Source organism: Phaeovulum molybdatiresistens (assembly GCF_023544865.1).
Classification (GTDB): Bacteria; Pseudomonadota; Alphaproteobacteria; order Rhodobacterales; family Rhodobacteraceae; genus Pontitalea.
This window is the reverse complement of sequence record NZ_JAMJFX010000001.1, coordinates 201488-221047: the sequence shown is the minus strand read 5'-3', so window position 1 is coordinate 221047 and position 19560 is coordinate 201488. Positions and strand designations below refer to the sequence as shown.

The window sequence follows — 19560 nt, the reverse complement described above, 5'->3', positions numbered from 1 at the left end:
GGTTTGGGCCATCATATCGGGGATTTCGCGGGCGGTTTTCCCGTTCTTGTCGGTTTTGCGGGTGAAACGACTGAAATTCCGGGGGTGGGCATGTCAAACGACTTTCCGCAGATGGATCGCTACGATCAGGCGATTCTGGCTCTGCTGTCGGCTGACGGGCGCATGTCCGCGACCGAGATCGCGCGCCGCGTGGGGCTGACGAAATCGCCCGTGCAGGCGCGGATCAAGCAGCTTGAGGAAAGCGGCGTGATCGCCGGATACCGCGCGATCCTGTCGCCGATTCGCCTGGGCCTGGCGCATGTGGCCTTCGTCGAGGTGCGCCTGTCCGACACCCGCGAAGCCGCGCTGCAGGCGTTCAACCGCGCCGTCCGCGCCGTGCCGGAAATCGAGGAATGCCACATGATCGCGGGCGGCTTCGACTATCTGCTGAAGGTGCGCACCGGCGATATCGGGGATTATCGCCGGGTCATGGCGGAAAGCATCTCATCCCTGCCGCATGTGGCGGCAACCTCGACCTATGTCGCGATGGAGGCGGTGAAGGACGCAGGCCCCGTCATGACGCCCTGACCGCGCCCGCGACACCGCCGCCCGGGGCAAGGCCTGCGAAATCTCGAACCGTCAGGAGTGTGCGATGGATGAAACCGACCAACGGCTGATCGCGGCGCTGCGGCGCGACGGGCGGGCGGCGGTGTCCGACCTGGCCGCGCAGCTGGGCATTTCACGCGCCACGGTGCGCGGCCGGATAGAGCGGTTGGTGGCGCGGGGCGAAATCGCGGGTTTCACGGTGATGACCCGCGCCGATGTCACCGCCGCCCCGGTCCGCGGGCTGATGATGATCGGCATCGAGGGGCGCGGCACCGACCGGATCGTGGCGCGGCTTCTGGGCCTGCCGGCGGTGCAGGCGGTGCATGCGACCAATGGAAAATGGGATCTGATCGTCGAGATCGGCACCCGCACGCTGGTCGAACTGGATGACATCCTGGCGCAGATCCGGCGGCTTGAAGGGGTCACGACATCGGAAACGAACCTGCTTCTGGCCACCCGCCGGCCCTCGGCCCGGCTCTGATCCGCCGCGCCCCAGGCTGCCCCCGGACCCGCCCCCTTCGGCTTTGCGCAAATATCCCGGGGGGCGTCGCCGTCAGGCGACGGGGGGCAGCGCCCCCATTTCCTGATCCCGGTGTCGTGATCCCCGCGACATGGCGGCGCATCCTCCTTGGCCCCGGGCGCAGTTGGCCCTATGATCAGCGCGCGAACAGGAGGATGCGATGCTGACCGAACTTGGACATTTTGCCCTGATCCTCGCCTTCGGCGTGGCGATCATTCAGGCGGTGGTGCCGCTGATCGGGGCCTGGCGGGGCTGGTCGGGCTGGATGGCGGTGGGGGAACCCGCGGCGTCTGCGCAATTCCTGCTGATCGGTTTTTCCTTCGCGGCGCTGACCTGGGCCTTTGTCACCTCGGACTTCTCGCTGGAACTGGTCTGGGCCAATTCGCACACCGACAAGCCGATGCTTTACAAGATTTCGGGCGTCTGGGGGAACCACGAAGGGTCGATGCTGCTGTGGGTGCTGATCGTGGCGCTGTTCGGGGCGGCGGCCTCATGGTTCGGCACGGCCCTGCCGCCCAAGCTGCGCGCGCGGGTGCTGTCGGTGCAGTCGATGATCGGCGTGGCGTTCCTGGCCTTCATCCTGTTCACCTCAAACCCCTTCGTGCGGCTGGCGGATCCGCCCTTCAACGGGCGTGACCTGAACCCGTTGCTGCAAGACCCCGGCCTGGCCTTCCACCCGCCGTTTCTTTACCTGGGCTATGTGGGTCTTTCGATGGCCTTCAGCTTTGCCGTCGCCGCCCTGATCGAGGGGCGCGTGGATGCCGCCTGGGCGCGCTGGGTGCGGCCCTGGACGCTGGCGGCCTGGGTGTTCCTGACCATCGGCATCGCGCTGGGGTCGTGGTGGGCCTATTACGAACTGGGCTGGGGCGGTTTCTGGTTCTGGGATCCGGTGGAAAACGCCAGCTTCATGCCCTGGCTGCTGGCCGCCGCGCTGCTGCATTCCGCCATCGTCGTGGAAAAACGCGAGGCGCTGAAAAGCTGGACCATCCTTCTGGCGATCATGGCCTTCGGATTTTCGCTGATCGGCACGTTCATCGTGCGCTCGGGCGTCATCACCTCGGTCCACAGCTTTGCCAATGACCCGGAACGCGGGATCTTCATCCTGATGATTCTGGCCGGTTTCGTGGGTGGGGCGCTGACGCTCTATGCCGCGCGCGCGGGCGCGATGCAGGCGCGTGGCATCTTTGGCATGGTCAGCCGCGAAAGCGCGCTGGTGCTGAACAACATCCTGCTGGCGGTGTCGGCGCTGGTGGTGTTCGTGGGCACGGTCTGGCCGCTGGTGGCCGAAATGTTCTGGGACCGCAAGCTTTCGGTGGGCGCGCCTTTCTTCAATCAGGCCTTCACCCCCTTCATGCTGATCCTGGCGCTGGTGCTGCCGGTGGGCGCGATGATGCCCTGGAAACGCGCCAAGCTGGCCCGCACGATCCGCCCGCTGATCCCGGCGGCGGTGCTGGCGCTGGCGGTGGGTCTTCTGGCCTGGTCGGTGGGCACCGGGCGGTCGGGTATCGCGCTGGTTGGCGCGGGGCTTGGCAGCTGGCTTGTGTTCGGGGCGCTGACCGAACTCTGGGTCCGCGCCGGGCGCACGCCTGCGCGCATCCTGCGTCTGCCGCGCGCCGATTGGGGCAAGGCCACCGCGCATGGTGGCCTTGGTGTCACCTTCATCGGCATTGCCCTGCTGACCGCCTGGCAGGCCGAGGATATCCGCGTGGCCCAGATCGGCGAACCCTTCACCGTTGCGGGCTATGAAATCACGCTGGACAAGGTCGAAGAGGTGCCGGGCCCGAACTACACCTCGACCATGGCGACGATGTCGGTGCGCGAGGGCGGCCAACTGACCGCCGTGCTGCACCCCGAAAAGCGCGTCTATCCGGTGCAGGCAATGCCCACGACCGAGGCCGCGATCGACTATCGCTTTACCCGCGATGTCTATCTGGTGATCGGCGATGCGCAGGCGGATGGCGGCTGGGCGGTGCGCACCTATATCAAGCCTTTCGCCAACTGGATCTGGGCGGGCTCGATCCTGATGTCGCTGGGCGGTGTCCTGAGCTTGACGGACCGGCGCTTCCGCGTGGCCGCGGGCGCGCGCAAGGCCACCCCCGTCACCGCAACCCCGGCGGAGTGATCCGATGCTGAAACGCCTGACCCTGTGCCTGGCCCTACTGGCCACCCCGCTGGCCGCTGTGCAGCCCGATGAGGTCCTGTCCGATCCCGCGCTTGAGGCCCGCGCGCGAGAGATCAGCAAGGTTCTGCGCTGCCCGGTCTGTCAGGGCGAGAATATCGACGAATCGAACGCCGAGGTGTCGCGCGACTTGCGAGTGGCGGTGCGCGAACGGCTGCTGGCGGGCGATACCGACAGCCAGGTGCTGGATTACATCGTCACCCGCTATGGCGAATATGTGCTGTTCGAACCCGACCGCCGCGGTGCCAATCTGGTGCTGTGGCTGGTGGGCCCGGCGGCGCTTGTGGTGGCGCTGGGCGGTGCCTTTGTCTTCCTGCGCAACCGGCGCCGGGACGAGGCCGCAGGCCCGGCCCTGTCCGAGGCGGAACGCGCCCGGCTGGAAGAATTGCTGAAGGAATAACGCCACGTCGCGGCGCGCCCGCGAATCTGGCTCTTTCGCCGCTGCGCCCAGGCGTTAATCTGCCCCATACAATGGCAGAGGAGCGGCGCGATGCCCTATACAACGATCCGATATGACCTGTCCGAGGGGCTGGCGGTGCTGACGCTGGCCCGCCCCGAGGTGATGAATGCGCTTAACACCCAGATGCGGGCGGAACTGACCGCGGCGCTGCACCGCGCGACCGCCGAGGCGCGGGCGATTGTCCTGACCGGCGAGGGGCGGGCATTCTGTTCAGGGCAGGATCTGGGCGACGGCGCCGATGCCGCCGGGCTGGATCTGGAGCGTGTCCTGCGCGACGAATATGAACCCATGCTGCGCGCGATCTATGATTGCCCGGTGCCGGTGATCGCGGCGGTCAATGGCGCCGCAGCCGGGGCAGGGGCCAATCTGGCGCTTGCGGCGGATGTGGTGATCGCGGCTGAAAGCGCGGCCTTTGTGCAGGCGTTCACCCGGATCGGGTTGATGCCGGATGCGGGGGGCACCTACTGGCTGCCGCGCCAGATCGGCTTTGCCCGCGCGATGGGGGCGGCGCTGTTTGCCGACAGAATCAGTGCGCGGCAGGCCGCAGACTGGGGGATGATCTGGGAAGCCGTGCCAGATGCCGATTTCGCGGCCCACTGGCGCGCCCGCGCCGCCCAGCTGGCATCGGGGCCAACCCTTGCCTACAGCGCCGTCAAACGGGCGCTGCGTGGCAGCTATGCCCAGGATCTGGACGGGCAACTGGCGCGCGAGGCGGAATTGCAGGGCCAGCTGGGCCAAAGCCGCGATTTCCGCGAAGGCGTTCTGGCATTCCTGGAAAAGCGCCCCGCCCGCTTCGAGGGACGCTGACCGACGGCGCCGGGCGGCGGGCCCGTGCCGACGCGCACCCGCCGCCCGGTCAGCGCCACGCGCGGCGCTTCAGCCAGAGGATCAACATCAGGGACACCACTGTCAGGCCTAGGCTGAGCAAGGGCCAATAGAGGAAGGCGGCTGCGTAACCGCAGGCCCCTTCAAAGCAGGACCCGAACCAACCCCGGCGTGCCATGGCATCCAGCAACGGCTCGCTCTGCCAGGCCCAGAACGCCAGCAGGGCAAGTGTCACGGCCAAGCGGGCCAGCAGGCGCAGAACGGACTTCACCAATACCAATTCCTTGGGATGTCACACCCCGACATCGCAGCAGCTTCACAGGGAATGTGCCGCGTCATACCAATGCGAAAACACCCGCACGGGGCGTTGCCCGAAGGCAGGTATCTAATTCAGACATAAGGAGAATTGGTGGAGCCAAGGGGAGTCGAACCCCTGACCTCTTGAATGCCATTCAAGCGCTCTCCCAACTGAGCTATGGCCCCACCGGAGGTCTGCGTGCCGCCCGGTTGGGCAACTCGCGTGGGGGGTCGTATAGGCAGTTCCCAAGATGGGCGCAAGAGGAATTTCCACATTCCGCCGCAAAAATCGATGCGCCCGCCGAACCTGCCGTCAGACCCTGGTCGAAAACGAAAAAACGCGGGGAAAGGCCCCCGCGTCTTTCGATTGGAAGATCCGGAAAGGATCAGCTTTCTTCGTCATTGGCGCTGACGTCCGCGATCTCGTCCAGCGAGACGTTGTCGTCCTCGTCATCCTCCAGCAGATCATCGTCCAGATCGACGTCGCCGGTATCGGCGTCGAGATCTTCGTCATCCGCCAGATCGTCAACATCAAGGCTACGCTCACGCGTGGTCTTTTCGGCCACGACCGTGCGCCCGCGGCCCACGGTCAGGCTTTCCACCGTGAAGCTGTTGGTGCAGACCGGGCAGGTCATCGGGTCGTTCTTCAGGTCGTAGAACCGGCTCGCGCAATGCGGGCAGAGGCGCTTGACGCCCCATTCCTCTTTCGGCATGGAAATCTCCTGGCATCGCTCTTATTCAGAGAGTCGAAGCCAACTGCCACAATGACCGCGGGGTGTCAAAGTCTTTTCGTCCCTGCGCGCCCCGCCACACCCATCCGTTACAGGAGACCCGCCCTGACCCGCGCCCTGATCCCCGGAACGCCCGAGGTTGCGCTGACCCTGCGCCGGTCGGCCCGGGCGCGGCGTTTTGCGCTGCGGGTGTCGCGGCTGGATGGCAAGGTCACGCTGACGCTGCCGGTCTGGGCGCGCGAATCCGAGGCGCTTGCCTTTGCCCATGACAAGGCCGACTGGCTGCGCGCGACGGTGGCGCAGGCCGCCCCCCCGCGCCGGGCCGAGATCGGCGCTGTGCTTCCGTTTCTGGGCCAGGACCGGCAGGTGGTGGCGGCCCCCGTGCCCGCCCCGCGTCTGGAGGGGGCGCAGATCCTGGTGCCGCCCGAGGCCGGGCGCGTGGCAACCCGGCTGGAGGCGTTCTTCAAGCTGGCCGCACGCCAGCGGCTTCAGGCGGCCTCGGACCGCTATGCCGCGGCGCTGGGGCGGCCCTACCGGCGGCTGACGCTGCGCGACACCCGATCGCGCTGGGGGTCGTGCACGGCGGATGGCTGCCTGATGTATAATTGGCGTCTGGTGATGGCGCCAGAAGGCGTGTTGGACTATGTCGCGGCGCATGAGGTGGCGCATCTGGCGCAGATGAACCATTCACCCGCCTTCTGGGCCGTGGTCGAGGGGCTGCGCCCCGGATTTGCGCCCGAACGGGCCTGGCTGAAACGGCACGGCAGCGCGCTGCATGCGATCCGGTTTGGGGATTGAGGTCGACCGCCGGGGGCGATTGACGCCAGGTGGAATTTGTGATCACGTTTTCCCATGACCCTTTCCGCCCGCCCCATTGAAACGGCCGCGCATGACCGGCTTTACCGCAGCCTGCGCCAGCAGATCATGCATGGCGAGCTGTTGCCGGGACAGGCGCTGACGCTGCGGGGCCTGGGCAAGGCGCATGGCGTGTCGATGACCCCCGCGCGTGAGGCACTGCGCCGGCTGGTGGCCGAGGGGGCGCTGACGCTGTCGTCATCCGGACGGGTGGCAACGCCCGAGCTGTCGAACGACCGGATCGAGGAACTGGCCGCGCTGCGCGCACTGATCGAGCCGGAATTGGCGGCGCGGGCCTTGCCGCGGGCCCACCTGGCGCTGATCGACCGGCTTGCCGCGATCAACACCTCGAATGCCGAGGCGGTGGCGAAACAGGATGCGGTGGCCTATATCCGCACGAACCTGGAATTTCACCGCACGCTTTATCTGCGCGCTCAGGCGCCCGCCATGCTGGCCGTGATCGAGACGATCTGGCTGCAGCTGGGCCCCACCATGCGCGCGCTGTATGGCCGGGTGCAGCGTAATGAACCGCCGCGCCATCACCGCATGATCCTGGCGGCGCTGCGGGCGGGGGATGAGCCGGCGTTGCGGTTGGCGGTGCGCACCGATGTGACGCATGGCCTGCGGCATCTGGCGGGCTAGGGGGCGCTGCCCCCTTGGGCCTGCGGCCCTGACCCCCGGGATATTTGGACAAAGCCGAAGGGGATCGGCGTGAAACGAAAAAGGCGGCGCATGGCGCCGCCTTTCGGGGAATGCCGGGCCGCCGCGTCAGGCGTGGATCGCGCCGTCACCACAGGCCAGCGCCGCTTCGCGCACCGCTTCCGAATAGGTCGGGTGGGCGTGGCAGGTCAGGGCCAGATCCTGGGCCGAGGCGCCGAATTCCATCGCAACGCAGACCTCATGGATCAGGTCGCCCGCGGCGGGGCCGATGATGTGGCAGCCCAGGATGCGGTCGGTTTCCTTGTCGGCGATCAGCTTGACGAAGCCTTCGCCCTGGAACACGGCCTTGGCGCGGCCATTGCCCATGAAGGAAAACTTGCCGACCTTGTAGGCGCGGCCTTCCTGTTTCAGAACCTCTTCGGTCTTGCCGACCGAGGCGACCTCGGGCGTGGTGTAGATCACGCCGGGGATCACGTCATAGTTCACATGACCATGCTTGCCGGCGATCACCTCGGCGACGGCCATGCCTTCATCCTCGGCCTTGTGGGCGAGCATCGGGCCGGTGATCGCATCGCCGATCGCGTAGATGCCGGGGACCGAGGTTTGCCAATGCGCGTCGGTCTTGACCTGGCCGCGCGGCAGGATTTCCACGCCAGCGGCTTCCAGGCCCAGACCGGCGGTGTAGGGCTTGCGGCCGGTGGCGACCAGCACGACCTCGGCCTCAAGGTAGGCCTCGGTATCGTCCTTGCGCAGCTTGTAGCGCACCGTGTTCTTGCCCTTGGCCTTGTCCACGCCCTGAACGGCGGCGCCAAGGACGAACTTCAGCCCCTGTTTGGACAGGATGCGCTGGAAGGACTTGGCGACCTCGCCGTCCATGCCGGGGGTGATTGCGTCGAGATATTCGACCACAGTCACCTGCGTGCCCAGACGGGCATAGACCGAGCCCATTTCGAGGCCGATGACGCCCGCGCCGATCACCACCATCGATTTCGGAATTTTCGGCAGCGCGAGCGCGCCGGTCGAGGTGACGACGGTTTCCTCGTCAATCTCGATCCCCGGCAGCGACGCGGGTTCCGAGCCGGTGGCGATGACGATGGCTTTGGCCGAGTGAACCTCGTCGCCGACCTTGACCTGACCGGCGGCGGGGATCGAACCCCAGCCCTTGAGCCAGGTCACCTTGTTCTTCTTGAACAGGAATTCGATGCCTTTGGTGTTGCCGGAAATGACATCGCCCTTGTAGGCCTGCATCTTTGCCCAGTCGACCTTGACCTTGGCGCCCATCAGGCCCATTTTTTCAAAGTTTTCATGGGTTTCGTGCAGGTGGTGCGTGGCGTTCAAAAGCGCCTTCGAGGGGATGCAGCCGACGTTGAGGCAGGTGCCGCCAAGGCTCTCGCGTCCTTCGACGCAAGCGGTTTTCAGGCCCAGCTGGGCGCAGCGGATCGCGCAGACATAGCCGCCGGGGCCGCCGCCGATCACGATGACATCGAATTCTGCCATTGGTCCGTTCCTTTGAGATCTGGCGGGGGGCGCTGCCCCCCGTGCCCCCCGGAGTATTTCCGCCAAGAAGAAGGGGCGGGGAAGAAAAGGGGCGGCGCAGGGCCGCCCCGGTCGATCACAGATCCATCAGCAGGCGGCGCGGATCCTCGAGCGCTTCCTTGACGCGCACGAGGAAGGTGACCGCGCCCTTGCCGTCGACGATGCGGTGGTCGTAGCTGAGCGCCAGATACATCATCGGGCGGATCACGATCTGGCCGTTCACCACGACGGGGCGGTCCTGGATCTTGTGCATGCCGAGGATGCCCGACTGCGGCGGGTTCAGGATCGGCGAGGACATCAGCGAGCCATAGACGCCGCCGTTCGAGATGGTGAAGCTGCCGCCCTGCATTTCGGCCATGGACAGCTTGCCGTCGCGGGCGCGAACGCCCAGTTCGGCGATCTTCTTTTCGATCGCGGCAAAGCCCATCTGGTCGGCGTCACGCACCACCGGCACGACAAGGCCCGAGGGGGTGCCGACGGCCACGCCCATGTGGACATAGTTCTTGTAGACGATGTCGCCGCCGTCGATTTCGGCATTGACCTCGGGGACCTCTTTCAGGGCGTGACAGCAGGCCTTCACGAAGAAGGACATGAAGCCCATCTTCACGCCGTGCTTCTTCTCAAACTGGTCCTTGAAGGTGTTGCGCAGCTCCATGATGCCGGACATGTCGACCTCATTATAGGTCGTCAGCATCGCGGCGGTGTTCTGCGCATCCTTCAGGCGGCGCGCGATGGTGGCGCGCAGGCGGGTCATCTTGACGCGTTCTTCGCGGGCGGCGTCATCGGCGGGGACGGGCGCGCGCGGGGCGCTGGCGGGCGCAGGCGCGATCGACACGGCGGCCGGGGCGGGGGCGGCCGCGGCGCGGGCCACGTCTTCCTTCATGATGCGGCCGTCGCGGCCGGTGCCGGTGACCTGATCGGCGCCAAGACCGGCTTCGGCCATCGCCTTTTTCGCGGCGGGGGCATGTTCGACATCCTTGCGCGGCGTCGCCTGTTCGGGGCCGGCGCCGGGCGATCCGACGGCGGCGGCGGCCTCGGCCTTGGGGGCCGCGGCGGTTGCGCCTTCGGCGACCACGGCCAGGCGCGCCTTGGCATCGACGGTGGTGCCTTCGTGCGCCAGGATTTCGGTCAGCACGCCTGCGACGGGCGAGGGCACCTCGACCGAGACCTTGTCGGTTTCAAGTTCGCAGAGCATCTCGTCCTGCGCGACAGTATCGCCAACCTTCTTGAACCAGGTGGACACGGTCGCTTCGGAGACGCTTTCGCCAAGCGCGGGCACCATTACGTCAGTCATTTTGACCTCTTGGGTTTGCGGCGCGCTTCCGGCTTTGGAACGCGGGCCAGTCGTGTCGGGTTTCGCGCCGGTCGCCCCGGCCTCGGTGATTTGTGCAAGCAGGGCGTTGACGCCGACCGTTTCGCCCTCGGGGGCGACGATCTCGGCCAGGACGCCGGCGGCGGGCGAGGGAACCTCGACCGTCACCTTGTCGGTTTCCAGTTCGCAAAGCATCTCATCCGCGGCGACCGTGTCACCCGGTTTCTTGAACCAGGTGGCCACGGTGGCCTCGGATACGCTTTCGCCCAGCGTTGGAACGCGGACCTCGATTGCCATATCAGCCCTCCAGCGCGTCGTGGATCAGCGCGTCCTGTTCGGCCTTGTGGCGGCTGGCCAGACCCGTGGCGGGCGAGGCCGAGGCGACGCGGCCGGCATAGCGGGCGCGGCTGTGGCGGGCCTCGATCTTGGTCAGCACCCATTCCAGGTTCGGTTCGACAAAGGTCCAGGCGCCCTGGTTCTTGGGCTCTTCCTGGCACCAGACGATTTCCGCATCCTTGAAGCGGGACAGTTCCTTGACCATCGAATGGGCCGGGAAGGGATAGAACTGTTCCAGCCGCAGCAGATACACGTCCGACAGGCCGCGCTTGTCGCGTTCGGCCAGCAGGTCGTAATAGACCTTGCCCGAACAGATCACGACGCGCTTGATCTTGTCATCCGCGGCCAGCTTGAACTCGGAATTGCCGGTGTGCTGGGTGTCGGCATCGTCCCACATCACCCGACGGAAGAAGGAACCGGTGGTGAATTCATCGGCCTTCGACACGCACAGCGGATGACGCAGCAGCGATTTCGGCGTCATCAGGATCAGCGGCTTGCGGAAGTTGCGGTGCAGCTGGCGGCGCAGGATGTGGAAATAGTTGGCCGGGGTCGAGCAGTTGGCCACGATCCAGTTGTCTTCGGCCGACAGTTGCAGGAAACGTTCCAGACGGGCCGAGGAATGTTCCGGCCCCTGGCCTTCGAAGCCATGCGGCAGCAGGCAGACAAGACCCGACATCCGCAGCCATTTCCGCTCGCCCGAGTTGATGAACTGGTCGAACATGATCTGCGCGCCATTGGCGAAATCGCCGAACTGGGCCTCCCACATGACAAGGGCCTTGGGTTCGGACAGTGAAAAGCCGTATTCGAAGCCCAGAACCGCATATTCCGACAGCATCGAGTCGATGACTTCATAACGCGCCTGACCGGCCCGGACATGGTTCAGCGGGTAGTAGCGTTCTTCGGTCGTCTGGTCGATCAGGCCGGAATGGCGCTGGCTGAACGTGCCGCGGGTGCAGTCCTGGCCGGACAGGCGGACGGGGAAGCCTTCGGTCAGAAGCGAACCAAACGCCAGCGCCTCGGCAGTCGCCCAGTCAAAGCCCTTGCCGGATTCGAACATCTTGGCCTTGGCGTCCAGCTGGCGCGCCACGGTCTTGTGCAGGTCGAAGTTCTGCGGGGCCGTGGACAGCGCCCGCCCGACCTCGGCCATCGTTTCGGGCGTGATCGCGGTGGCGCCGGCGTCATATTCCTCGCGCTCGCGGTCAAGACCCGACCAGCGGCCATCCAGCCAGTCGGCCTTGTTCGGCTTGAAGTTCTTGCCGGCCTCGAACTCTTCGTTCAGGTGGGCCTGGAAGGCGGCCTTCATATCCTCGATCTCGCCTTCGGGGATCAGCCCGTCGGCCACCAGACGTTCGGTATAAAGTTGCAGGGTGGTCTTGTGACCCTTGATGCGCTTGTACATCACCGGGTTGGTGAACATCGGCTCGTCGCCTTCGTTGTGACCGAAGCGGCGGTAGCAGAAGATGTCGATCACCACGTCCTTGTGGAACTTCTGGCGGAATTCGGTGGCGACCTTGGCGGCATGGACCACGGCCTCGGGGTCATCGCCGTTTACGTGGAAGATCGGCGCCTCGACCATCAGGGCGATGTCGGTCGGGTAGGGGGACGACCGGCTGAAATGCGGCGCGGTGGTGAAACCGATCTGGTTGTTCACCACGATATGCATGGTGCCGCCGGTGCGATGCCCGCGCAGGCCCGACAGGCCAAAGCATTCCGCGACAACGCCCTGTCCGGCAAAGGCCGCGTCCCCATGCAGCAGGATCGGCAGAACCTGATAACGCTCGGTATCGTTCAGCTGGTCTTGCTTGGCGCGGACCTTGCCCAGCACCACGGGGTTCACCGCCTCAAGGTGGCTGGGGTTGGCGGTCAGCGACAGGTGGACCTTGTTGCCGTCGAATTCCCGGTCGGACGAGGCGCCAAGGTGATATTTCACATCGCCCGAACCATCCACATCCTCGGGCTTGTAAGACCCGCCCTGGAATTCGTGGAAGATCGCGCGGAACGGCTTGCCCATCACATTGGCCAGCACGTTCAGGCGGCCGCGGTGCGGCATGCCGATGACAACTTCCTTCAGACCCAGCGCGCCACCGCGCTTGATGATCTGTTCCATCGCCGGGATCAGCGCCTCGCCGCCGTCAAGACCGAAGCGCTTGGTGCCCATGTATTTGACATGCAGGAATTTTTCAAAACCCTCGGCCTCGACCAGCTTGTTCAGGATGGCGCGGCGGCCTTCGCGGGTGAAGCTGATTTCCTTGCCGTAGCCTTCGATCCGCTCCTTCAGCCAGGCGGCTTCCTCGGGGTCGGAAATATGCATGTATTGCAGCGCGAAGGTGCCGCAATAGGTGCGCTTCACGATGTCCAGGATCTGGCGCATCGACGCATGGGTCAGGCCCAGAACATTGTCGATGAAGATCGGGCGGTCCATGTCGGCGTCGGTGAAGCCGTAGGACTTGGGGTCCAGTTCGGGGTGCAGCGCGGCATCGCGCATCCCAAGCGGATCGACATCGGCGATCAGATGCCCGCGGATACGGTAGGCGCGGATGATCATCAGCGCGCGGATCGAATCCAGCACGGCGCGCTTGATCTGTTCATCGGATACGGTCACGCCCGCCTCGGCGGCCTTGGCGCGGATCTTGTCGCCCGCGGCCTTGCCCTCTTTGGCGACCGGCCATTCGCCGGTCAGCGCGGCGGTCAGGTCATCGGCCGGAACCGGCGGCCAGTCCGACCGTTCCCATGACGCGCCCGAAGCCGATTTCGTCACATCCAGCTCGGCATCGCCCAGCGAATGGAAAAAGGCCGCCCATGCCGCATCGACCGAGGACGGGTCGGCGGCAAAGCGCGCGTAAAGCTGTTCGACATAGTCCGCATTGTGCCCCTGCAGGAAGGAGGAGGCGTGGAACTGGTCGTTCGGGGATTGGTCGGTCATGGCTGCACCTGACAGAATGGGGAAACCGCGCCCCCCTTGGGGCGCGGCATTGACATGTTACTTGCCGAGCGCCTTCATCACGGCTTCGCCCAGATGCGCCGGGCTTTCGGCGACGACGATGCCGGCCGAGCGCATCGCCTCGATCTTGCTTTCCGCGTCGCCCTTGCCGCCCGACACGATCGCGCCGGCATGGCCCATGCGGCGGCCGGGGGGGGCGGTGCGGCCCGCGATGAAGCCGGCGGTCGGCTTCCAGCGGCCACGCTTCTTTTCATCGGCCAGGAACTGCGCGGCTTCCTCTTCGGCGGAACCGCCGATTTCACCGATCATGATGATCGACTGGGTTTCCGGGTCGGCCAGGAACATTTCCAGCACTTCAAGGTGCTCGGTGCCCTTGATCGGGTCGCCGCCGATGCCCACGGCCGAGGACTGGCCAAGGCCCAGATCCGAGGTCTGCTTCACGGCTTCATAGGTCAGCGTGCCCGAACGGGACACGACACCGACGCTGCCGCGCTGGTGGATGTGGCCCGGCATGATGCCGATCTTGCAGGCGCCGGGGGTGATGACGCCGGGGCAGTTCGGCCCGATCAGCCGCGACTTGGAGTTCACCAGGGCGCGCTTGACCTTCATCATGTCCAGCACCGGGATGCCTTCGGTGATGCAGACGATCAGCTCCATCTCGGCGTCGATCGCCTCAAGGATCGAATCGGCGGCGAACGGCGGCGGAACGTAGATCACCGAGGCATTCGCGCCGGTCACTTCCTTGGCCGCGTGGACGCTGTCGAATACCGGCAGGTTCAGGTGCGTGGTGCCGCCTTTGCCGGGGGTCACGCCGCCGACCATCTTGGTGCCATAGGCGATCGCCTGTTCCGAGTGGAACGTGCCTTGGCTGCCGGTGAAGCCCTGGCAGATGACTTTGGTGTTTTCGTTGACGAGAACGGCCATTGGATTACCCCTTCACCGCTTTGACGATTTTTTGTGCTGCATCGGCAAGGTTGTCGCCGGCGATGACGTTCAGGCCGGAGTTCTGGATGATCTCCTTGCCCTTTTCGACGTTGGTGCCTTCAAGGCGGACGACCAGCGGAACCTTCAGGCCCACGTCCTTCACCGCGGCAATGACGCCCTCGGCGATGATGTCGCAGCGCATGATGCCGCCGAAGATGTTGACCAGGATGCCTTTGACATTCGGGTCCGAGGTGATGATCTTGAACGCCTCGGTGACCTTTTCCTTGGTCGCGCCGCCGCCCACGTCGAGGAAGTTGGCCGGTTCCGCGCCGTAAAGCTTGATGATGTCCATCGTGGCCATCGCAAGGCCCGCGCCGTTCACCATGCAGCCGATTTCACCGTCCAGCGCGATATAGTTCAGGTCGAACTTCGACGCGGCCAGTTCTTTCGGGTCTTCTTCGGTCTCGTCGCGCAGCGCGAGGATGTCGGGCTGGCGATAAAGGGCGTTGTTGTCAAAGCCCAGCTTGGCGTCCAGCACCTTCAGGTTGCCGTCGGTCATGACGATCAGCGGGTTGATTTCCAGCATCTCCATGTCCTTCTCGACGAAGGCACGGTAGAGGTTTTTCACCAGCTGCACGCACTGCTTGACCTGGGCGCCTTCAAGGCCCAGCGCAAAGGCCACGCGGCGGCCGTGGAAATCCGACAGGCCGGTCGCCGGATCGACGCTGAACGAGACGATCTTTTCGGGGGTCTTGGCCGCAACTTCCTCGATGTCCATGCCGCCTTCGGTCGACACGACAAAGGAAATGCGCGAGGTCTGGCGATCCACCAGCAGCGCCAGATACAGCTCACGCGAAATGTCGCTGCCGTCTTCGATGTAGATGCGGTTGACCTGCTTGCCCGCGGGGCCGGTCTGATGCGTCACCAGCGTGCGGCCCAGCATCTGCTTGGCGAGCGTTTCGGCCTCTTCGACCGACTTGGCCAGGCGGACACCGCCCTTTTCACCGGCTTCGGCTTCCTTGAACTTGCCCTTGCCGCGGCCACCCGCGTGGATCTGGGCCTTCACGACCCAAAGCGGGCCGTCCAGTTCGCTGGCGGCGGATTTGGCCTCATCGGCCTTCAGAACGATACGGCCGTTCGAGACCGGGCAGCCGTAGCTCTTGAGGAGCTGCTTCGCCTGATATTCATGGATGTTCATGGCACCTGTCCCATGCTGGTGAGATTTGGGGGTTCTTGACACATCCGGCCCCGCCCACAAACTGCTAAATGCGTCGCAGGCAGCTTCCCGCGCATAAAATCGACGTTTGTGATCACAGGCCTGAAAAGTGTGATCACAAGAAGGAGTTCGTTTACCGCCATGCTGCAATGCCGCAATGCGGCGTGCCCCTCAGGCCCGAGTCGCCACGCACAGCACCTGCCCGCGGGGCAACCGGTCGGGGCGGATCTGAACCCGCAGGCCGGCCTGTGCGGCAAAGTGGGCCACATCCTCGGCCAGCAGGTGATAGGGCGGGCGGATGTCATGGGTCACGACCCCGTCGGGTTGGCGCACGGGGCCAAGCGCCGCCGCGGCATCGGGGGCCAGAAAAACGGTGAACAGGAATTTCTCGAACCGCGGAAACCGCGCCGACACCCGCAGCAGCGCGCGGCGCAGGTGGTTCATCGGCAGATGGGTGAAGACTGCGAAACACAGGATATAGTCAAACTCATCGGGCAGGCCGGGAAAGCCGAAATCGCCATCCTCGACCAGCTGCGACAGGGGCAGGCGGGCGCGGTCGGCCTCGGTCAGTTCCTCGGCGTGGCCCTTGCGCATCAGCGCCCCCGACAGATCGGTGCCCCAGTAATGCCCCGGGTCCAGGTAGGGCACGACACGGCAGCCCGTGCGCAACGGGCCGCAGCCGATGTCCAGCAGCCGGTGGTGGGGGCGCAGCCCCTCGGCCAGCAGCATCTGCATCTGGATCGTGCCGGTTTCCTCCCACCGGCCGCCGATGATGTCGCGGTGCCGACCGGCGGCCAGGGCCCGGTCATAGAAGCCGGGCACCAGATAGGGCGAGGCGGGGCTTGTGGTCTTGCCGGATGTCGGATGGCCCATCATCGCCCTCAGTTCAGAAAGACCGCCATCAGCGCGGCATTGCCCAGCATCAACTCTTCAAACCGTCGCAGGCTGTCGGCGTTGATCCGCGCCCCCTGTTCAATATAGGGCACCGCCGCCCAGCCCTGGACCCAGCCCGTCACGCTGATCGGCCGGGGCTCGTCGAACATGCGGCCAAGGTTCACGCCCTGACCTGTGGGCCCCCGCCAGTAAGGCAGCAGCACGCGGCCGGTCAGCAGCGCCTCGCCATCGGCCAGCACGGCCTGCCAGACATCGCCGGTGCCCGGTGGCAGATCGAAGCCAAGGGCCGAGGTCTGGCCCTCGCCCGGCACCCATTCGCGGTCATTGTCGGTTTCCTGCGCGACCAGCGTCCAGAACCGGCGGTTGTGGGCGCTGGTTGCCAGGAAATGCGCCTTGGCGGCCTGCGCGCGGGTCACGTCGGGTTCGGCATTCACCGCCCCTTCCAGCATGGCAAAGGCATCGGCGAATTGCCCGAACGAGGAATCGAAATCCCACGGATCGCCGGAATTGGGCGGGGCGACCTTGATCGCCTTGCGCGCGGCCAGCACACGGTCGATCGCCGCCGCCGGGTCATAGGCAAGGATCGTGTTCGACAGGCCCGACAGCAGATGCGTATAGGCCGTCAGCCAGGCCGCATCGGCGGTATCGAAGCGGATCACCGGCAGCGGCTGGGCGGGGTCGCGGTTCTGCCACTGCCAGCCCATCAGCTGAGGCCCCAGCAGCGCGCCGGCATCTTCGTCCGGATCCCGAATGCCGTTGGCGTTCACGTCGAACCACAGGTCGTCAAAGGCGATCTCCAGCCCGAATTCGGCGTCCTCGGGCAGGGCGGCCAGATCCTGGCGCGCGCGATCCATCCCGGCGTCCAGATCGGCGAACAACTGCGACACCAGCGCGCCCGAAAACGCCTCGGGCGCGGGGTTCGGCGGCAGCGGCAGGCGCAGCAGCGGCACGCCCAGCGTCTCGCCCGCATTGCCCGCGGCCTGATCCATGCCGGTGCGCCATTGAAGCTGCATGGCGGATTCGATGCCGCCCAGAAACCGCAGGCCCGCCTTGGCAAAATGCTCCTCGGGGCCGGGCGCGCGGTCAAGCGCGTCCAGCCGCGCCAGCGTTGTGGCGATGCCATCCTGACCGATCGCCTGCGACAGCGACAGATCGGCGGCGGCAGGCGTGGCGACTGTCAGCGCCAGCAGGGCGGCAGCAAAGGCGGGTTTCATGGAGGTTTCCTTGAGTGAACTCGTTAAAATAAAGGACTTGGCAAAAAGAATGCGCGGCCCGGGGCCGCGCATTCAAGGCAAAAAACCGTAACAGCGTCAGGCGAGCGACGGGTCGATGCCCTTGCAGGCCTCAACCAGGCCCTTCACTGCGTCGATCGACTTGTCGAACATCGCCTGCTCGTCCTTGTTCAGCTTGATGTCCACGACCTTCTCGATGCCGCCGGCACCGATGATGGTCGGAACGCCGACATACATGCCGTCAAGCCCGAAGGCGCCCTTGACATAGGCCGCGCAGGGCAGAAGGCGCTTCTGGTCCTTCAGGTAAGCCTCGGCCATCTCGATGGCGCTGGTGGCGGGCGCATAGAAGGCCGAGCCGGTTTTCAGCAGGCCGACGATCTCGGCGCCGCCGTCGCGGGTGCGCTGGATGATCGCGTCCAGTTTCTCCTGCGTCGTCCAGCCCATCTGCACCAGGTCGGGCAGCGGGATGCCCGCAACTGTCGAATAGCGCGCCAGCGGCACCATCGTGTCGCCGTGGCCGCCCAGCACGAAGGCGGTGACGTCGCGCATCGAAACATTGAATTCCACCGACAGGAAGTGGCGGAAGCGCGCCGAATCCAGCACGCCGGCCATGCCGACGACTTTTTCATGCGGCAGGCCCGAGAATTCGCGCAGCGCCCAGACCATCGCGTCCAGCGGGTTGGTGATGCAGATCACAAAGGCGTTCGGGGCGTATTTGGCAATGCCTTCGCCGACCGATTTCATCACCTTCAGGTTGATGCCCAGCAGGTCATCGCGGCTCATGCCCGGCTTGCGCGGCACGCCAGCGGTCACGATGCAGACATCGGCGCCCGCGATGTCGGCGTAATCGTTGGTGCCCTTCATCACGGCATCGAAGCCCTCGGAGGGACCGGATTCGGCGATGTCGAGCGCCTTGCCCTGGGGCGTGCCTTCGGCGATGTCGAACAGGACGACGTCACCGAGTTCCTTGATGGCGGCGAGATGGGCGAGCGTGCCGCCGATCTGGCCGGCGCCGATGAGGGCGATCTTGGGTCGAGCCATGGAATCCTCCGAAAAACGGGGTGGTGGGTTGTTGACGCGGATGGGTTAGCCCTTTGCGCCAAGTCTGGCAAGGGTGCCGCGGCGCGGCGGCGCCCCGGCGCGTATTTTCGTATGCCGTTGTACACCGCGTTTGCGCTAAAATTTCCCGATGCCCCCCGTGCCTTTCGCGGGGCGCGGGGCTAGGACTTCGGGGGGCAGGGCCGATTCTCGGCAGGGAGTTTTGAGTGGAACTGGATCTTCTGGGCTGGGTGCTGGCGGTGATCGCCGCTATCTCGGTCGGGCTGTCGAAGGGCGGGCTGCCGGTGATCGCGGGCATCGCAGTGCCGCTTCTTGCCCTGGTCATGAGCCCGGTGCAGGCGGCGGGGCTTCTGCTGCCGGTCTACATGGTGTCGGATGTCTTCGGGCTTTGGGCCTGGCGCAAGGAATTCGACCGCCGCGTCCTGATGATCGTGGCGCCGGCGGCGGTGGCGGGCATCGCCTTTGGCTGGGCCACGGCCAGCCTGGTCAGCGAACGCTGGGTTGGCATGATGGTGGGCGTGATCGGCGCGGTCTTTGCGCTGAACGCGATCCTGCGCCGCCCCGCCGTGGCCGAGCCGCGCCCCGCGCGCGTGGTCCCCGGCCTGTTCTGGGGCGCGCTGACCGGCTTCACCAGCTTTGTCAGCCATTCGGGCGGCCCGCCCTGGCAGGTCTATTCGCTGCCGCTGGGCATGTCGAAAACGGTGTTCGCGGGCACTTCGACGATCCTGTTTGCCTTCATCAACGCGATGAAGCTGCCGCCCTATTGGGCGCTGGGCCAGATCAATACCGCCAGCCTGGGCGTGGCGGTGATGCTGATGGCCCCGGCGGCGGCGGCGGTCTTTCTGGGGGTGTGGGCGGTGCGCGTGATCCCGCAGGTGCTGTTCTTTCGCATCGTGATCTGGGCGCTTTTGCTGATCTCGCTTCGGCTGATCTGGCAGGCGTTCTGATCTTCTTCTTGGTCAAAATACTCAACTGTCCCACGGGTGGGGCAGGCGCGA

18 protein-coding genes and 1 tRNA gene are annotated in these 19560 nt (G+C 65.7%); 8 read left to right on the top strand and 11 right to left on the bottom strand.

From position 1 onward, the window contains the following. Positions 1-90: 90 nt before the first annotated feature. From MXB90_RS01095 to MXB90_RS01075, 5 genes are all read left to right on the top strand, one after another. Positions 91-567, top strand: coding sequence for an Lrp/AsnC family transcriptional regulator (locus tag MXB90_RS01095; RefSeq protein ID WP_250039955.1), 477 nt, complete (start codon positions 91-93; stop codon positions 565-567). A gap of 64 nt (positions 568-631) precedes the next feature. Beyond that, positions 632-1066 (top strand): Lrp/AsnC family transcriptional regulator, encoded by a 435-nt coding sequence (locus MXB90_RS01090; RefSeq protein WP_250039952.1) that lies wholly within the window; start codon positions 632-634, stop codon positions 1064-1066. Positions 1067-1265: 199 nt separating this feature from the next. Next, positions 1266-3227, top strand: coding sequence for a heme lyase CcmF/NrfE family subunit (locus MXB90_RS01085; RefSeq protein ID WP_250039950.1), 1962 nt, complete (start codon positions 1266-1268; stop codon positions 3225-3227). Positions 3228-3231: 4 nt separating this feature from the next. Further along, positions 3232-3684 carry a cytochrome c-type biogenesis protein gene (locus MXB90_RS01080; protein WP_250039949.1) on the top strand — a complete coding sequence of 151 codons (453 nt, stop codon included), beginning with the start codon at positions 3232-3234 and terminating at the stop codon, positions 3682-3684. A gap of 90 nt (positions 3685-3774) precedes the next feature. After that, positions 3775-4551 (top strand): enoyl-CoA hydratase-related protein, encoded by a 777-nt coding sequence (locus tag MXB90_RS01075; RefSeq protein WP_250039948.1) that lies wholly within the window; start codon positions 3775-3777, stop codon positions 4549-4551. A gap of 49 nt (positions 4552-4600) precedes the next feature. Here the strand turns inward: MXB90_RS01075 and MXB90_RS01070 are convergent, their stop codons facing one another. From MXB90_RS01070 to MXB90_RS01060, 3 genes are all read right to left on the bottom strand, one after another. Further along, positions 4601-4843 carry a hypothetical protein gene (locus MXB90_RS01070; RefSeq protein ID WP_250039946.1) on the bottom strand — a complete coding sequence of 81 codons (243 nt, stop codon included), beginning with the start codon at positions 4841-4843 and terminating at the stop codon, positions 4601-4603. A gap of 133 nt (positions 4844-4976) precedes the next feature. Beyond that, positions 4977-5052, bottom strand: a tRNA-Ala gene (locus MXB90_RS01065). 200 nt (positions 5053-5252) lie between these two features. Next, positions 5253-5579 carry a TIGR02300 family protein gene (locus MXB90_RS01060; protein WP_250039945.1) on the bottom strand — a complete coding sequence of 109 codons (327 nt, stop codon included), beginning with the start codon at positions 5577-5579 and terminating at the stop codon, positions 5253-5255. A gap of 51 nt (positions 5580-5630) precedes the next feature. Here MXB90_RS01060 and MXB90_RS01055 point away from each other — a divergent pair, with 51 nt between their 5' ends. Together MXB90_RS01055 and MXB90_RS01050 are read left to right on the top strand one after the other, a co-directional pair. Next, complete coding sequence (locus MXB90_RS01055) at positions 5631-6395, top strand: M48 family metallopeptidase (RefSeq protein ID WP_462982181.1); 765 nt, start codon at positions 5631-5633, stop codon at positions 6393-6395. Positions 6396-6449: 54 nt separating this feature from the next. After that, positions 6450-7094, top strand: a complete 645-nt coding sequence (locus MXB90_RS01050; protein ID WP_250039944.1) for a GntR family transcriptional regulator — start codon at positions 6450-6452, stop codon at positions 7092-7094. A 126-nt stretch (positions 7095-7220) separates the two neighbouring features. On the opposite strand, the gene lpdA is transcribed toward MXB90_RS01050, so the two are convergent. The 8 genes from lpdA to mdh form a co-directional block, all read right to left on the bottom strand. After that, positions 7221-8609, bottom strand: a complete 1389-nt coding sequence (lpdA, locus tag MXB90_RS01045) for a dihydrolipoyl dehydrogenase (protein WP_250039943.1) — start codon at positions 8607-8609, stop codon at positions 7221-7223. A 115-nt stretch (positions 8610-8724) separates the two neighbouring features. After that, complete coding sequence (gene odhB / locus MXB90_RS01040) at positions 8725-10257, bottom strand: 2-oxoglutarate dehydrogenase complex dihydrolipoyllysine-residue succinyltransferase (RefSeq protein ID WP_250039942.1); 1533 nt, start codon at positions 10255-10257, stop codon at positions 8725-8727. Position 10258: 1 nt separating this feature from the next. Further along, a complete protein-coding gene (locus MXB90_RS01035) occupies positions 10259-13219 on the bottom strand; it encodes a 2-oxoglutarate dehydrogenase E1 component (protein ID WP_250039941.1) in 2961 nt (986 codons plus the stop codon). Between the two features lie 57 nt (positions 13220-13276). Then, complete coding sequence (sucD, locus tag MXB90_RS01030) at positions 13277-14161, bottom strand: succinate--CoA ligase subunit alpha (RefSeq protein ID WP_250039940.1); 885 nt, start codon at positions 14159-14161, stop codon at positions 13277-13279. 4 nt (positions 14162-14165) lie between these two features. Beyond that, entirely contained in the window at positions 14166-15359 is a 1194-nt protein-coding gene (sucC, locus tag MXB90_RS01025; protein ID WP_250039937.1) for an ADP-forming succinate--CoA ligase subunit beta, read from the bottom strand. Between the two features lie 189 nt (positions 15360-15548). Next, positions 15549-16250 carry a class I SAM-dependent methyltransferase gene (locus MXB90_RS01020; RefSeq protein ID WP_250039936.1) on the bottom strand — a complete coding sequence of 234 codons (702 nt, stop codon included), beginning with the start codon at positions 16248-16250 and terminating at the stop codon, positions 15549-15551. Between the two features lie 8 nt (positions 16251-16258). Continuing rightward, on the bottom strand, positions 16259-17485 hold the full coding sequence (locus tag MXB90_RS01015; protein ID WP_250039935.1) for a hypothetical protein: 1227 nt from the start codon (positions 17483-17485) through the stop codon (positions 16259-16261). 96 nt (positions 17486-17581) lie between these two features. Then, on the bottom strand, positions 17582-18544 hold the full coding sequence (mdh, locus tag MXB90_RS01010) for a malate dehydrogenase (protein WP_250039934.1): 963 nt from the start codon (positions 18542-18544) through the stop codon (positions 17582-17584). Positions 18545-18774: 230 nt separating this feature from the next. Between mdh and MXB90_RS01005 the strand changes: the two genes are divergently transcribed. After that, positions 18775-19509 carry a sulfite exporter TauE/SafE family protein gene (locus MXB90_RS01005; RefSeq protein ID WP_250040552.1) on the top strand — a complete coding sequence of 245 codons (735 nt, stop codon included), beginning with the start codon at positions 18775-18777 and terminating at the stop codon, positions 19507-19509. The last annotated feature ends 51 nt before the right edge of the window (positions 19510-19560 follow it).